We start from the raw sequence: 15,866 nt of genomic DNA on the forward strand, positions 1-15,866 counted from the left end.
ACCTGTGGGGTTTCACTAGTCAAATTCATTAACTATTAATCAACAGAAGTAATTCATCCCGCTTGTTCTCCATCAATGCATAATCACCTTTTGTCTCAATATTAAGACGAAGTAAAGGCTCAGTATTGGATGTACGCAGGTTAAAACGCCATTGTTCAAATGTAAGGCTCAACCCATCAGTGTAATCAACTGAAATGGCATGGGGTAAATACTGCTGTTCAATTTTGGCAATCAACTGTACTGCATTGGATACCTTGCGATTGATTTCACCAGAAACAGGGAATTGCGCAATGCGTGCTTTTACCAATTCTCCCAGCGTTTTTCCGGTTGTCATGAGTAATTCAGCAACTAATAGCCAGGGGATCATCCCACTATCGCAGTATGCAAAATCGCGGAAATAGTGATGGGCACTCATTTCACCGCCATAAACTGCATTCTCTTTGCGCATTCTCTCTTTAATGAACGCATGCCCAGTTTTCGACATTACAGGTACACCGCCATTTGCCGTCACTATATCAATAGTGTTCCATACCAGACGGGGATCATGAATGACTTTCTCACCTTTTTGTTTACGTAAAAAAGCTTCGGCTAATAATCCAACGATATAATACCCTTCAACAAAATTTGCGTTTTCATCAAATAAAAAGCAGCGGTCAAAGTCGCCGTCAAACGCAATTCCCATATCTGCGTTATTGGCTAACACCGCATTCGCAGTATCTTGCCGTGATTCTGGCAACAATGGATTGGGAATGCCATGTGGGAAAGTACCATCTGGATTATTGTGAACTTTGATCAGTTGCACTGGCAATTTTGCATCAGCGAAACGTTTTTCCAGTTCATCAATTACATGTCCGGCAGCGCCATTACCAGAGTTGATAACCAGTTTTAGTGGCCTCTGTCTGAAATTATCAAAGTTCACATACCCCAGTAAGTGATCCACATAATCGCGCAGTATATCAATTTTTATGTACTGCCCAGGCCTGATATTCGCATCAGACGTGAAGTTATTCTCTTCGGCAATACGTTGAATTTCATGCAGACCTGTATCACCACTTATCGGTTGGGCACCCTGGCGAACCAATTTCATCCCATTGTAGTTAATAGGATTATGACTCGCCGTTACTTCAATACCGCCGTCCATTTCCAGGTGAAAAGTTGCAAAATAGATTTCTTCTGTGCCCGATAAACCAATATCGAAGACATCACAACCTGCATCCATCAGGCCTCGGGCAAGCGCCATTTTGAGCGACTCACTGGTTTCGCGCACATCGCCCCCCAACACGACCTTTTTCGGTTTCAGGCATTGTGCGTAAGCACGGCCAATGCGCCATGCTATATCTTCATTAAGCTCAGTACCTAATTTCCCACGGATATCATAGGCTTTAAAACAGGTTAGTTTTTGTTGTTGTTTATTGTCCATTTACTGAATCCTTTGAACATCATCTTCACCTAAATAACTACCAAACTGGATTTCCAAAACTTCCAGGTTAATTTTCCCGGGATTTGAGAGCTTATGTTTCTTACCTACGGGAATAGTCGTTGATTCATTCTCTGTAAGGAAAAATGCATTGTTATCTACCAGAATAGAAGCTGTGCCTGTCAGCACCACCCAATGCTCAAGCCGGTGGTGATGTAACTGTAGGGAAAGTTCTCCACCAGGGATAATTGTGATGCGATTGACTTTATAGCGGGTATTCATCACCAGGGTTTCAACATGGCCCCACGGTAAATAACGTGTTGGATGTTCCCGGAATTCGCTGCGTGACTGTGATTTCAGGTATTCAACAACCACTTTTACATCCTGGACACTGTCTTTGTTAGAGACAAGCAATGCGTCTTTTGTATTCACAATAACCAAATCGCTGACACCCAACGTGGCCGTTAATTTATCCTCACTGCGGATATAACAGTCACGCGTATTGTGGGCAAATACATCCCCGGTAAGCGCATTCCCATTGCTATCATGATTAGAGGTTTCCCACAGTGCTGACCAGGAGCCTACATCATTCCAGCCAGCATCCATAGCAGCAACAATACCTGCCTGCGTATGTTCCATAACTGCATAATCAATGGAATTTGAAGGGCATTTTGAAAATATGTCTTTGTTGAGTTTGATAAAATCTAAATCACTGACAGGTTGCATCATTGCACTACGGCAGGCGTCCAGGATTTCCGGGCAATATGCGCTCACTTCCTGTAGATAGACCGAAGCCCGGAACATGAACATGCCGCTATTCCACAAGTATTCACCACTATCAAGATACGCTTGTGCTGTAGATAAATCGGGCTTTTCAACAAAACGTCTGATTTTCCACGCAGTTGCTTCCCCAACTTGCTGCATATCTCCGCGTTGGATATAGCCATAGCCAGTTTCCGGCTGCCCTGGAACAATACCAAACGTAACCAGTTTCCCTTGCTCAGCAAACGGAATGGAATTACGGATTACAGAATGAAAAGTGTCTTCATCCTCAATCAGATGGTCGGCTGCGAGTACTAATAGAATTGGATCCTCACCCATGCGTATAGCATGCAATGCAGCAAGAGTAATAGCGGGAGCCGTGTTACGACCAACAGGTTCAAGAATAATATTACCAGCCAGCTTATTCAGTTGCCTGAGTTGTTCAGCGACCAGGAACCGGTGATCTTCATTACAGATAACAATAGGATCCTCAACGGCTAACCCCTCAAGGCGGGAAATCGTGTTTTGTAACATCGATCCCCCCTGGTGAAATGACAGAAATTGCTTGGGCTGCAATTCTCGGGACATCGGCCATAACCGACTTCCTGTTCCCCCTGCCATAACAACTGGAAGTAACATCCTTCTTCTCCTGCTTTCTTCAATCAAGACTGGCTTGTGTGTAAAAAAGGCACGCTACCGCCCCTGGCTTACGCTACCAGAAGCAACAGGCGCAAATTGGCAGCGTAACCACATCTTCCATTTAGGTTAAGGTCACGCCATGTAGATTAGGGCATAAAGCAGAGTCCGTCCTGGAATCTGAAGATAAATTTTTCTGGTGTTATATAAGAGAAAAAGACCACCCTGAAAGCATCAAGGTAGTCTCTTCAAGTGACTGCATCAGTTAAGCTGGCAATCAGCCATTCGCTTCCAACATCTTCTCAATGCTCTTACGGAACTTCTGCCCTTCTTTCAGGTTGCGCAGCCCGTAGTTCACAAATGCCTGCATATAGCCCATTTTCTTGCCGCAGTCGTAGCTTTCGCCTGTCATCAGGGTGGCTTCAACTGGCTGGGTCTGGTTCAGTTCGGCAATGGCGTCGGTAAGCTGAATACGGCCCCAGGCACCAGGCTGAGTACGGGCGAGAATTGGCCAGATATCGGCAGAGAGCACATAGCGGCCAACGGCCATCAGGTCTGATTCCAGCGCCTGAGGCTCGTCTGGCTTCTCGATAAAGTCCACAATACGGCTGACTTTACCTTCGTTTTCCAGCGGCTCTTCGGTTTTGATAATGGAGTATTGCGATAAATCGCCGTCCATACGTTTTGCCAGCACCTGGCTGCGGCCATGCTCATTGAAGCGGGCAATCATGGCAGCAAGGTTGTAACGCAACGGGTCTGCACTGGCGTTGTCAATCACCACGTCTGGCAGAACCACAACAAACGGGTTATCCCCAATGGTTGGGTGGGCGCACATAATAGAGTGCCCCAGGCCAAGGGGTTGTGCCTGGCGAACGTTCATAATGGTTACGCCTGGCGGGCAAATAGACTGAACTTCAGCAAGCAACTGGCGTTTTACACGCTGTTCCAGCAGGGCTTCAAGCTCATAGGAAGTATCGAAGTGGTTTTCTACGGCATTCTTTGAGGAATGGGTAACCAGAACAATCTCTTTGATCCCTGCGGCCACAATCTCATCGACAATATATTGAATCATGGGTTTGTCGACGATAGGCAGCATTTCTTTAGGAATTGCCTTAGTGGCTGGCAACATTGCCATTCCTAAACCGGCTACCGGAATAACGGCCTTCAAATTACTCATGTTCACTCCCACCTCATCTGGTTGAGGAATTATAGTCCTTTGGCACTATCGTGCCAGCACGTTTTGTTAATAGTGCCTGGCTCGCCATCTTAGCGCCCGGCACAATCGAAATAAATTGAAAAATTTGCTTTTCAGCATTATCCGTACAGGGCATAACCAGTTGTCATGCCAGCAGTGCCAATATTGGCAGTAACTAAGCGCCATCATGGTGTGGCAGAGCAAAATTCAGTTGATTAGTGTTCACATGCATTTGGTCAATACGGTCAATATCCACCGAAGCGGCGCCATGGGTGTCAACCGCATGCACATTAGCCATGGATAACAGCGTGTCTTCCCGCGCCGAAAAGTGCCCACGGACATCTTTACGCAAATCGAAATGCAATTTTAATGCCGGGCCGTCTGCCCGGTCGCGAACCACGTTGATATCGCGCAAAAACAGGTGCTGCGGCTTGTTATGCAACTCTACCCCGGCCTGTTGAATATCCAGGTTAGTTATCGCCACAAACGAAGTCTCGTTACCGGAAGAAATTTGAATGCCACGCAGCGGAAGTTTTGCCTGGCGGTTATCCAGCCGCACGTCATTCAGTTTGAAATTCTGTGGAATAGATAAATACTTGCCGCGCACAGTACCGTAACCAATCAGCATACCTGCGCTATTCACCATATCTATGTTATCTATCACGAAATCATCACAACCATAAATAGCGACGGTGGCGTTATCAATACCCGCTGTGCGGCTGAACAGTGGGCTGATATTGCGTGCTTTCACATTGCGAATCACAAAGTGTTTGCCGTTTTCCACATGCACTAACTGGCGGCAGTTACTGCCGGTAATATTCGCCACCACAAAACGTTTTACCGTCTGGCTTTCCGGGTACTTGTTGTCATAGGTACTGCCCGCAAGCCCAATACCAATGCCCCAGTTAATTTTACCGTTGGTGCAGTTAATGTTGTCGATAACATGGTCAGAAATGACAATATCGCTGTCGTTAATGGCGACATTCCATTCCACGGCATCGCCCTGCAAGTCATTAAACCGGCAGTTGGTAATGCGCACGCCTGTCATCTGGTTATGGAACCCCTGGCGCAGAATGGCATAGTTAGCGTGGTGAACATGCAGGTTATCTATGGTGAGGTCACGCATTTTTCCGGGGTTACGCCCGCCAATATAAATCTGCATTATCGGGCCGAAACCGGTCATTTCCAGGCCGCTGATTTTGTTCCCTGAACCCCGCACATCGAGAATAACATTGTGCAAATGGCCGCCGTTTTGCCCTGTTATATGGCAGCCATCCTGCAACACAAACCGGCCTTTGCCACTGCCTTTAATTTCACCGCTCACCAGCAACTTTTTATTGGTGGGGATAAACACCGCGCTGTTGAAGTCGTCGCAGGTGAGTCCGGCGGGAACCTCCACTACATCCGCTGCGGCAAATGCCTGCGTAAAGGCTTCCGGCCAGTTGCTCTGGTAAAAGTTTTTGACACTCACTGTAGATGTGCCCGTGGCGCGGGCATAACGGGAAAGGAGTGGTAAGGAAGCCAGTGCTGCGCCGGTCTGGATTAACCGGCGGCGGGAAAGCGTTGATTTAAGTACAGGCATAAATCCTCAGTTTCGGTTTACAGCGTTTGCAACAGGTCGGCAAGCTGGCGATAAATACGCTGCTGGTTAAACTCGCCTTCCACTTTAGCGCGGGCGCGGGCCAGTACCGGCCCCAGTTCCGCTTCACCTACATGGGCAAAAGCCTGCAGCCTGTCGGCCAGAGCTTCGGCATCGTGCTCCGGCACCAGCCAGCCAGATTCACCGGATTCAATCAGTTCAGGAATACCGCTGTGCAGGGTAGAAACCACCGGGATCCCCACAGCCATTGCTTCCATTAATGCTACCGGTATCCCTTCCATGTCGCCGTCTGCGCCTGTTACCGAAGGCAATAAAAACAAGTCGGCTTCATCCAGCATGGCTTTCACTTCGTGGCTGGGTTTAAACCCTGGCATAAAGACCTGGTCGTCAAGCTGGAATTGTTCAATCAGGGTTTTCAGGCGGCGTTCCCACGGGCCAATGCCCAAAATATGGTAGCGGAACGGTACACCGCGCGCTTTCAGAATACGGCAGGCTTCAATAGCGACATGCAGCCCTTTTTTCTCGGTAAGCCGGGCCACAGAAATAATGGACAATGGTGTGCCGGGTACTTTCAGTGGGCGACGGGAAAATTTCTCCATATCTACGCCCATGCGGGAAACTGTGATTTTGCCTGGCGGGCAGCCCATGTCTTTCAGGCGGCTGGCCCACAGCTCGCTGATTGGCAGCATCATGTCGCCACGGTTAAACAGTTGCTGGTATTCCGGGGTGTAATGTTGCAGCACTTCACGGTGGGAGATATCAATACCATGGAAAACGGTGGCGATTTTGCCGTGCAGCACCCCCAGTTCACGCAGTTTCGCGGCACTGACACCCGCCGGGCCAAAGTGGGCAATGAACACGTCGGCTGTAATGGGTTCAGGCAGGCCACCGCACACTGCAGACAAAATCAGGTTGCGGGCTTCGTTGCCATAGCGCTTCATGTTGAGCGCCCGCCAGGTGCTGGCTCGCCCCAGGCCTTTCAGGGTTTGCGACAGCCGGTATTTCATTTTGGCACCGCGCCCTTCGGGTTCATCCAGCAGGTAGTGGGTTTTCGCCGCCAGATTATACTGGGTGTAAGCCGCATGGGTGTTTTTGGTGTCTCCCTTCGCCAGGGAGACAATTTCCACTTCGTAGCCCATTTCTATAAAGGCGACGATTTGGTTGAGTACAAAAGTTTCCGAAGCAAGGGGAAACTTCAGCAAAAAGAAGCAAACTTTCATGGTTTATCTGGCCTCTCGTACCCGGTCAATCACGCTTTTCACCATGGCCATGCCACTGGCGCGCTCGGCATCCACCGCCGGTTTAAGCCGGTTATTCAGGCGGTCGAGCTGGCCCAGGGTATCTGCCACTAATCCGGCCAGCGAACCATCCAGCAACTGGCGAATATCAACTGCCATTTCTGGCAAGCCCAGTTGCTGCATAATGCCGGCGGATTTATGTTCATAGTTGATGGCAATCGCCGGGGTGCCAAAGTTCATGGAGATAATGGCGGAGTGCAGGCGGGTGCCCACTGTCAGCGAACAGGCGCCAAGGATTTTGCCCATTTCCAGGTCGTTCAGTTCATCCATAACTACATGGTAGTTTTCTGGCTGGTTTACATAAGCTGCCAGTTTCAGCGCCACCATGCGGTCATCTTTGTTGTAACTGTCAATGCCGGTACAGGTAGATAACGCCACCACCTGGAAGCCCTGGTCAATAATGCGGTTCACTACGTTGGCGAACGCCTGTTCATAGGCTTGCTGGGTGGTGCCAAGGCGCTTGTCGAACGGAGCCAGTTCACGCAACGTGACGGCAACCGTTGGTTTTTTCCCGATGGTACTCAGCCAGTGCTGAACAGCGTAGCTGGGGGCAAAACTGTCAACCTGGTGGTCTACCAGCCAGGCGGTGTCTACCCCGGCTTCTACTTTGCGGATGTCAATGTTGCTTTGCTTCATCAAATCCAGACTAACGGATTCACGCAAAATCAGTGCATCACAATGGCTGAACACATAGTTTGCCAGTTGATTAAACTGCGGGTCCTGGAATGGGCCCACACTGTGGCCAATCATATATACTGGCTTTTTCGCCATCAGGCTGCACAGCGCATGTTCAAACTGAGGCACACCGTACAGGTCGACAAAGAAAGAGCCGCCCACCTGAATAATGGCGTCGTACTCTTTAAGAGCGCTAACAAAGTCAGTAAACCCGCGCGGCAGTGTGATGTTGCGCATGCGCCCGGTGTTGGTCACTTTTGCCAGTAACACCTGGTGCTGGTAGCGGCGGCGCAGTACTTTTTTCACCCGTCCCATCAGGCCGCTGGCGCTCAGGTGTTGTTTCATTTGTTTGTATAGTGGGTCGCTCATTACTGGCCTGTCCAGCAACCATGCGGAACTGACAGGGTAACGGCTCATGACATCCACATCGGCCTCGGGCGCAGTGGTGGCAATGGCATCAATCAGTCCACGTAAAATGGCACTGTCGCCACGGTTACCACAGGTGTGATTGCCAAGAATCAGTAATTTCATACAGACCTCTTAATGGGGTTCTTCCGTTCAGCATCGGGGTGTCCTCACCCCGCCCGAAATCCGGGAACATGCCTAAAGTAAAAAATCAGGGGAAATCAGCCAGGTGAGCAGTCCACCTGCGTTACTGTGCCCGCAGTAATGTTTTCAGGCGCTCTGTGCGGCAAAACTGCCGTTTCAGTTCCACCACCAGGGGGTTACGCGAAATCACCAGTGTGGCGATGAACGCCAGCACTCCCGCGCTAACTTGCGCGCTAAACACCACACCCAGCGCGGCATGGCCGCGCATTGCCAGCCCAAGGGCGTAGCTCACCACAATGGTGGGCAGAGACAGGTAGAACGGCAGCCAGATGCTCAGGGCATATTCTTTGTAACTGGAACCCAGTACAGGTTTGATCATCACGAAGTAGCTCAGCACCGTGTTGATGACTTGCACCAGTAAGAAGCCCAGCGTTACCCCCAGCGCGCCACCCAACATGCCGCCAGCGATAATGGCCGGAATAAAAAGAAAGGTTTTGAATACGTTGAATTTAAAGCTGATATCCACACGGGCTTTTGCCATCAACAAGGAGCCAATCGGGTTACCTATCGCCCGCAACAACCCCACAATGCACAGCAATTGCAAAATTGGGGTTATGAACACCCATTTTTCACCGAACACCAGCGGTACAAAGGTGCCGGAAACCACCATCAGCCCCAACAATGCCGGGAAGTTAATAATCCCCACCACCGAGAGCAACTTGTAGAAATTAACCCGCAATTTTTCCGTGTCGTCCTGGATTTTGGCAAATGCCGGGAACAGCACGCGGGTAATAATGGGGTTCAGTTTCATAGGCGGCACCACCGCCACGTTGTACGCCAGGTTGTAGCCCCCGGCTACGCTGGCACCCAAAATACGCGCCAGCACCAAAGTGGAAAGGTTGGTGTTCAGGTAGTTGATAACGCTGTCTGCTGTCAGCCATGCGCCAAATTTAATATTCGCCGAAACTGATTTCAGGGAGAACATGAGCCCCGGGCGGTAAATTTTGCGGCCAAGAATACCAAACAGTGTGGTGCGCACCGTGGTGTTGACCAGGTAACCCCAGATGGCGGTCATCGCCACCGGCCAGTAATGGGCGCTCACCACAGTGAAAGTGAACCCGGAAAGTACCGAGAACGATTCCACCGCGCCAATCTTGCTGAATTCCAGCTCTTTTTGCATCAGCGCGCGGAACTGCTGGCCGTGGGGGATTATCACAAAGGCCACGGACAGCGTCTGGATCAACGGCGCCAGGTCCGGGTTATGCAGCACACCGGCAATCACATGGCTCAGTGAAAACACAGTCACGCACACCACAATACCTATGCTCACATTCAGCCAGTAGAGCGTAGTCAGTTCTAACTGGCTGATGTCTTTGCGCTGAATAATCGAGTTGGCAATACCAAAATCAGAGAGGGTATCCGCCAGGGCGATAATCACCAGGGAAATGGTCAGCAAACCAAACTGGTGGTTATCGATGATCCGCGCCAGCACGGTCATCTGAATCAGCCCCAGGCTGATAATAGTCAGCGTGGAGATAGCGGACCACTTGGCTCCGCTGATAGTTCTCTCTCTCAGGCTCATTAGTAGGCCGCCTTATTCACAAAGCCCTTAAACACAGTCAGAAAAACGATTTTGATGTCCAGCCACAGGCTCCACTCGCGGATATACTCCAGGTCGAACTCAATACGTTTTTCCATTTTTTCCAGGGTGTCGGTTTCCCCACGCCAGCCATTAATTTGCGCCCAGCCGGTAATGCCGGGTTTCACTTTATGGCGCAGCATGTAGCCTTCAATCAGGCTGCGGTACTGTTCGTTGTGCGCCACCGCGTGGGGGCGCGGACCAACAATCGACATACCGCCAGTCAGCACGTTAATAAACTGCGGCAGTTCATCCAGCGAGGTACGGCGCAGGAAGCTGCCCACGCGGGTGACGCGCGGGTCACTGCGGGTGGCCTGGGTAACCACACTGTCGTTTTCCATGACGCGCATTGAGCGGAATTTCCACACTTTGATGGGCTTGCCATCCATGCCGTAACGAGTCTGGCGGAAGATAACCGGCCCCGGTGAGCTCAGTTTCACTGCCGCCGCAATGCAGCACAGCACCGGCGAAATCAGCAGCAAAATAAAGGCCGACAGGCAGATATCTTCAATGCGCTTAATCACGCTGTTCACCCCATTAAGCGGGGTATCGAATACCGAAACGACCGGTACGCCGTTTACGTCAATGGTGCGTGAATGCAGGATGTTAAACGTGAACACATCCGGGATAACCATAACGGAGCAGGTGGTGTCCGCCAGTTGGTGAACCAGCTCTTTAAGCTGCACTTCATCTTTCATTGCCATGGCAATGTAGACGTTGTGAATTTTGCCGGCTTTTGCGTCATCTACCAGTTGTGCCAGGGTTCCGGCCCAGCGGTCGGGTACCCCTCCCGGCTCCGGGTCGTGGTATACGCCAACCACATCAAACCCCATCCAGGGTTCGTTACAGAAGGTTTCCACCAGCGCAAGCCCGGCAGGCATCGCGCCTGCTACGGCCACACGCCGGGTGTTGTACCCACGGTTACGCAGGAAACCAGCAGCATAGCGAATGGCTGCACGGCAAAAAACCAGCCCCATTGCGCCCAGCACATACCAGCTTAAATACACCCAGAAAGTGCCGCCAAAATCGTTATTGAATGCCAGTAAACCGGCGCTGAAAATAATGCTGAGAGTCCAGTTCTGTAATAACAACCCAACTTCGGTGCCAAAACGCACACCGCGCCAGGAGCGGTAAAAGTCGGTAATTCCCCCAACCATCTGGAAAACGACCAGGGTAACCAGCGCCATCAGCAAATGCATATAAAAGAAAGGCAGCGCAAAAAGTTTACAGACAGCCCATAAGCCAACAAACATGATGGTGATATCTGAAAAACGCTGCACCATAGAGATCAACGATGCGTTCGTTTTTATACGGTCGCGTTTTGTGAGACTTGTCATCGTTTTACCTGTCTGCGCAGAAGTGCGCGTTATAGCGGCAGAGTAAGTTGTTTTGTCCATCACCGATCTCCAGTTTGATTCGTCCGTTTCCCCTCAAGCCACGCAGCATCCCTGCTGCGGCAGGTTGAGGGAGAGGGCCTCAACCCACTCTGCCTGGCGGGTTACTGATTCAGCAGCGCCAGAATTTCCTGTGTTCGTGCTTCCATAAGTGCGGTATCCCCACGGGATTCCACATTCAGGCGGACTACTGGTTCGGTGTTGGAGCTGCGCAGGTTAAAGCGCCAGCCCTCCATTTCCATGCTGATACCGTCTGTATGGTCAACGGCATCGGCATGGGGGGCAAAGTGCTGCTCCACACGGGAAATCGCCACCACTGGCTCAGCCAGTTTGCTGTTGATTTCCCCGGATGCCGGGAAGGCAGCCATGCGGTCACGCACCATTTCGCCCAGTGATTTGCCTTTCACGCTTAACAGTTCAGCCACCAGCAGCCACGGGATCATGCCGCTGTCGCAATAGGCAAAATCACGGAAATAGTGGTGGGCGCTCATTTCACCGCCATAAATGGCGTCTTCCTGGCGCATACGCTCTTTAATAAACGCATGGCCGGTTTTAGACATCACCGGGGTGCCGCCAGCCTGGGTGACAATGTCAACAGTGTTCCAGCTCAGGCGCGGGTCGTGGATGATTTTCGCCCCGGGCTGTTTTTCCAGGAATGCTTCGGCCAGCAGGCCAACAATGTAATAGCCTTCAATGAACTGGCCGGTTTCATCGAACAGGAAGCAGCGGTCGAAATCGCCATCAAAAGCGATACCCATGTCAGCACCGTGCTCAATCACCGCGTTGCGGGTGTCGTCACGGCATTCCGGCAACAAAGGGTTGGGGATCCCGTTAGGAAAGTTGCCGTCCGGCGTGTTGTGCACTTTGATAAAGGTCAGGGGGACATTCAGCGCCTTGCAGCGTGCCTCAATGGCATCCACCACTGGCCCGGCGGCCCCGTTACCGGAGTTCACCACCAGTTTGAGCGGTTTGATGTTTTTCACATCAATGTAAGAGAACAGGTGGTCGAGGTAGGCCTCACGGGTTGACACCTGCTGGTAGCTGCCGCGTTTGGCGGGGTCAACCGGCGGGAAGTCATTGGCTTGTGCCAGGCGCTGAACATCGCGCAGGCCTGTGTCGCCACTGATTGGGCGGGCACCTTCGCGCACCAGTTTCATACCGTTGTAGTCCATTGGGTTGTGGCTGGCCGTCACTTCAATGCCGCCATCCACGCCAAGGTGCCAGGTGGCGAAATAGATTTCTTCGGTACCAGACATCCCAATATCCAGCACATCCACGCCAGCGTCTTGCAGGCCGCGCGCCAGTGCCAGTTTCAGGCTTTCACTGGTGAGGCGAACATCGCCGCCCACCACAATACTTTTCGGTTTGAGGTATTCGCCATAGGCCCTGCCAATACGCCAGGCAATATCTTCATTCAGTTCATCACCCAGGCGGCCACGAATATCATAGGCTTTAAAACAGGTTAATTTGCTCATCGTTTTCCCTTCTTCAGGCAACAGTCGGCCTTCCGCAGTCGCGGTGCGCACTGCAGTTGAATAACGCTTTTTATTTAAATTCGCCCGTAACGGTCGGCTAACCGGATTACGTCGTCTTCTTCAAGGTATGCCCCACTGCGCACTTCAATCAGATCCAGTGGGATCTTGCCGGGATTTTCCAGGCAGTGTGTCACGCCCAGCGGAATGTAAATGGATTCGTTTTCACCCAGCAGTTTTACGTCTTCGCCCAGAGTCACTTTGGCGGTGCCCGCCACCACAATCCAGTGTTCGGCGCGGTGGTGGTGCATTTGCAAAGAGAGCCCTTCTCCGGGTTTCACTGTAATGCGTTTCACCTGGTAACGGTCACCGGCATCGATTGAGTCGTATTTGCCCCACGGGCGGTAAACCTCGCGGTGAACCCGGTGTTCCTGGCGGCCAGTCTGCTTGATTTGCTCGACGATTTTTTTCACGTTCTGCACATGGTCGCGGTCGGCAATCAGTACGGCGTCTTTGGTTTGCACCACAACCAGGTCTTTCACCCCCACGGTGGTGACCAGGCCGGATTCGGCATACACATAGCTGTCCTGGGTTTCATGGCAGATAACATCGCCGTGGCGCACATTGCCATCTTCCCCTTTCGGGCTGATTTCCCACAGCGAAGACCACGAGCCGACATCGCTCCAGCCTGCGTCCATTGGCACCACCACTGCATCGGCGGTTTTTTCCATTACCGCGTAGTCAATGGATTCGTCGGGGCAGGCCAGGAAGGCTTCTTCGGCAACGCGGATAAAGTCCAGGTCCGGGTCGACGCCGTTCATTGCCTGCTGGCAGGCATCGAGAATGTCCGGGCGGAATTTTGCCAGCTCTTCCAGGTAGCGGTCGGCGCGGAACAGGAACATCCCGCTGTTCCAGTAATATTCCCCGGTATTCACGTAATTTTGCGCGGTTGCCAGATTCGGTTTTTCAACAAACTGCGCCACGTTAAATGCCACGGCATCGGTTGCGTCGTTAGTCAGGTTATGCACTTCGCCACGGCGAATGTAACCGTAACCGGTTTCTGGCTGGTCCGGCACAATGCCGAAAGTCACCAGCTTGCCTGCTTCGGCAAATGGCATCGCGGCACGCACAGCGTCACGGAACGCGTCTTCATTCTGAATAACGTGGTCTGCGGCCAGCACCAGCATTAGCGGGTTGTTGTCCGGGCACTGGCGTTTGGCGGCCAGCGCGGCCAGCGCAATGGCAGGCGCGGTGTTGCGCCCGGCGGGTTCCAGAATGATGTTCTCTGTCAGCATATGCAGCTGGCGCAACTGCTCAGCAACGATAAAACGGTGCTGCTCGTTACAGATAACCACCGGGCTTTCACAGGGAATGCCGTCCAGGCGGTGCAGTGTGGACTGTAACATTGTCAGTTCCCCTTTCAGGCAAAGGAACTGTTTAGGATAAAGTACCCGGGACAGTGGCCACAGGCGGCTACCGGAGCCCCCGGCCATAATGACCGGATAAAGTAATGACTGACTCATGATTTAACCCCGAATATCAGCGAGAAATTGGCTTAACACGTTCTCTTTTTCGAGCGTGCGTTCGGCATATTGACGTGCCACCGTGTTGTCCTGCGGCATGTTCAGGGCATGAATAATCCCTGCTGCCAGTGCGTCCGGCGATTCTGGCTCCACGCACACGGCAATACCCGGCACACTGGAGCATAACTGGCCCAGTTCGGTTTCCGGCTCGGCGGTTATCACCGCGTTACCGCCAACGGCGAGAATATTGGTGAGTTTGGAAGGCAGTACCGCATCCGCCGCGCCACGGCGCTGGATAACCAGGTGGCAATCCCCCATGCGCAGCAATGCAGGCAGCGCTTCATAGGGTTGCAACGGGAAAAACCGCATATTGTGCAGGCCGCGCTCTTGCGCCAGCGCCTCCAGGCGTGCTTTTCCCCCACCCTGGCCGACAATAACGAATATCCAGGGTTTATCGGTGTAGCGTGCAGCCACCTCAATCACGCTTTCCAGCCCCTGTTTTTCGCCAATATTGCCGGAGTAGAGCACCACTTTGTGCCCGTCTGGTATGCCCAGTTGTTCACGCAATGCCTGTGCGGCCTGGTCATCCACCTGGCGAAAGCGTGCCACTTCAGACCAGTTGGGGAAGAAGATAATCCGCGCCGGATCCACGCCTTTTTCCTGCGCTTTATTCATCATCGAGCGCGAAATGGTGGAAACCCGGTCAACATTGAGCAGGCCGCTGCGTTCAAACAGGCTGGCAAATTTTGCCAGTTTGCCGCCTTTGCCCTTCCCTGCCATGCCAAGGCCCAGCATGGCATCCACTTCGTAATCCTGAATATGCAGTACTGTGCGTGCCCCGCTGAGTTTTGCCAGCAGACGCATGCCCGGTACACAAAACAAGGTGGGAACCACACCAATAATGCGGTCCGGCTTCCAGCGGCGTTGCGCCATCAGCGGGAAGAACGAACTCGCGGCAAAACTCCCCAAATGCAGCAGGCGTTTCACCGTTGACGGTTTTGCCGGAACATACAGTGGGCACCGCCATACGGTTGCGCCGTTGCGCTGTTCTTTTTGCCAGCACCAGGCGGAATACTCGCCCTGTACTTTCCACTGCGGGTAGTAAGGAGGTGCGGTAATTACCCGCACTTCGTGGCCCTGGCTTACCATCCAGTCCACCATTTCACCGGTGTATTTGCCAATGCCGGTCAGTTCCGGTGCATAGTTGATGCCATAGACCAGAATTTTCATAGACCGGGCACTCCGGCATGGCGTGCTTTGTCGAAATAGGCCAGTGTGTTGCTGTGAACGTCTTCGCTGTTGAGGACGGCTTCAGGTTTTTGCCAGCGCCAGTCGGCATGCTGTTCGTCTGGCAGGTGCAAGTCACTGGTGTTCACTTTCAGGCGGAAACCCAGCACGATGTAATGGGTGGTAAACGCATCCCCGGCGAAGTTGTCGTCGTAAAAATGTTGCCAGACGCCATAAAACTGCCCCTGGTCCATTGGGATTTTGCAGCCCAGCTCGCCTTCGGTCAGGCGTTCAAACGCATGGGCGAGCGTCTCGTCTTTTTGCACCCGGCCGCCTGGCACAAACCAGTAGCCCTGTGCCGGGCGGTTGTTACGCCGCCCTAACAGGTATTCGCCGCGCTCGTTCTCCACGACCAAATCAATGGAGATAAGCGGAGTGCTTTCCACCACTGTGGCAAACGCTTCACGACTTAAAAACAT

General features: G+C 52.1%; 12 protein-coding genes. All 12 read right to left on the reverse strand.

All coding sequences use genetic code 11. The features are described 5' to 3' along the window. Positions 1-28 precede the first annotated feature (28 nt). The gene (locus A9B99_RS03825; RefSeq protein WP_064594760.1) at positions 29-1,420 is read right to left on the reverse strand and encodes a phosphohexomutase domain-containing protein; all 1,392 of its coding nucleotides are present in this window, start codon (positions 1,418-1,420) and stop codon (positions 29-31) included. Beyond that, positions 1,421-2,818, reverse strand: a complete 1,398-nt coding sequence (locus A9B99_RS03830) for a mannose-1-phosphate guanylyltransferase/mannose-6-phosphate isomerase (RefSeq protein WP_064594761.1) — start codon at positions 2,816-2,818, stop codon at positions 1,421-1,423. It lies immediately after the preceding gene. A 274-nt stretch (positions 2,819-3,092) separates the two neighbouring features. Further along, positions 3,093-3,992, reverse strand: coding sequence for a UTP--glucose-1-phosphate uridylyltransferase GalF (galF, locus tag A9B99_RS03835; protein ID WP_064594763.1), 900 nt, complete (start codon positions 3,990-3,992; stop codon positions 3,093-3,095). A gap of 193 nt (positions 3,993-4,185) precedes the next feature. After that, the gene (gene wcaM / locus A9B99_RS03840; RefSeq protein ID WP_064594765.1) at positions 4,186-5,592 is read right to left on the reverse strand and encodes a colanic acid biosynthesis protein WcaM; all 1,407 of its coding nucleotides are present in this window, start codon (positions 5,590-5,592) and stop codon (positions 4,186-4,188) included. A gap of 17 nt (positions 5,593-5,609) precedes the next feature. Further along, a complete protein-coding gene (gene wcaL / locus A9B99_RS03845) occupies positions 5,610-6,830 on the reverse strand; it encodes a colanic acid biosynthesis glycosyltransferase WcaL (RefSeq protein WP_064594773.1) in 1,221 nt (406 codons plus the stop codon). 3 nt (positions 6,831-6,833) lie between these two features. Next, complete coding sequence (gene wcaK, locus A9B99_RS03850) at positions 6,834-8,114, reverse strand: colanic acid biosynthesis pyruvyl transferase WcaK (protein WP_064594778.1); 1,281 nt, start codon at positions 8,112-8,114, stop codon at positions 6,834-6,836. Positions 8,115-8,235: 121 nt separating this feature from the next. Further along, positions 8,236-9,714 carry an MOP flippase family protein gene (locus A9B99_RS03855; protein WP_064594780.1) on the reverse strand — a complete coding sequence of 493 codons (1,479 nt, stop codon included), beginning with the start codon at positions 9,712-9,714 and terminating at the stop codon, positions 8,236-8,238. Next, complete coding sequence (gene wcaJ, locus A9B99_RS03860) at positions 9,714-11,108, reverse strand: undecaprenyl-phosphate glucose phosphotransferase (protein WP_064595521.1); 1,395 nt, start codon at positions 11,106-11,108, stop codon at positions 9,714-9,716. The genes A9B99_RS03855 and wcaJ overlap by 1 nt, the downstream gene beginning before the upstream one ends. A 161-nt stretch (positions 11,109-11,269) precedes the next feature. Further along, the gene (gene cpsG / locus A9B99_RS03865; RefSeq protein WP_064594781.1) at positions 11,270-12,640 is read right to left on the reverse strand and encodes a colanic acid biosynthesis phosphomannomutase CpsG; all 1,371 of its coding nucleotides are present in this window, start codon (positions 12,638-12,640) and stop codon (positions 11,270-11,272) included. A gap of 74 nt (positions 12,641-12,714) precedes the next feature. Then, the gene (gene cpsB, locus A9B99_RS03870; protein WP_064594783.1) at positions 12,715-14,160 is read right to left on the reverse strand and encodes a mannose-1-phosphate guanyltransferase; all 1,446 of its coding nucleotides are present in this window, start codon (positions 14,158-14,160) and stop codon (positions 12,715-12,717) included. A 3-nt stretch (positions 14,161-14,163) separates the two neighbouring features. Continuing rightward, entirely contained in the window at positions 14,164-15,390 is a 1,227-nt protein-coding gene (wcaI, locus tag A9B99_RS03875; protein WP_064594784.1) for a colanic acid biosynthesis fucosyltransferase WcaI, read from the reverse strand. Then, positions 15,387-15,866, reverse strand: coding sequence for a GDP-mannose mannosyl hydrolase (locus tag A9B99_RS03880; protein ID WP_064594785.1), 480 nt, complete (start codon positions 15,864-15,866; stop codon positions 15,387-15,389). Before A9B99_RS03880 ends, wcaI begins: the two co-directional genes overlap by 4 nt.

Origin of the sequence: Mangrovibacter phragmitis, assembly GCF_001655675.1 — a bacterium.
Taxonomy (GTDB): domain Bacteria; phylum Pseudomonadota; class Gammaproteobacteria; order Enterobacterales; family Enterobacteriaceae; genus Mangrovibacter; species Mangrovibacter phragmitis.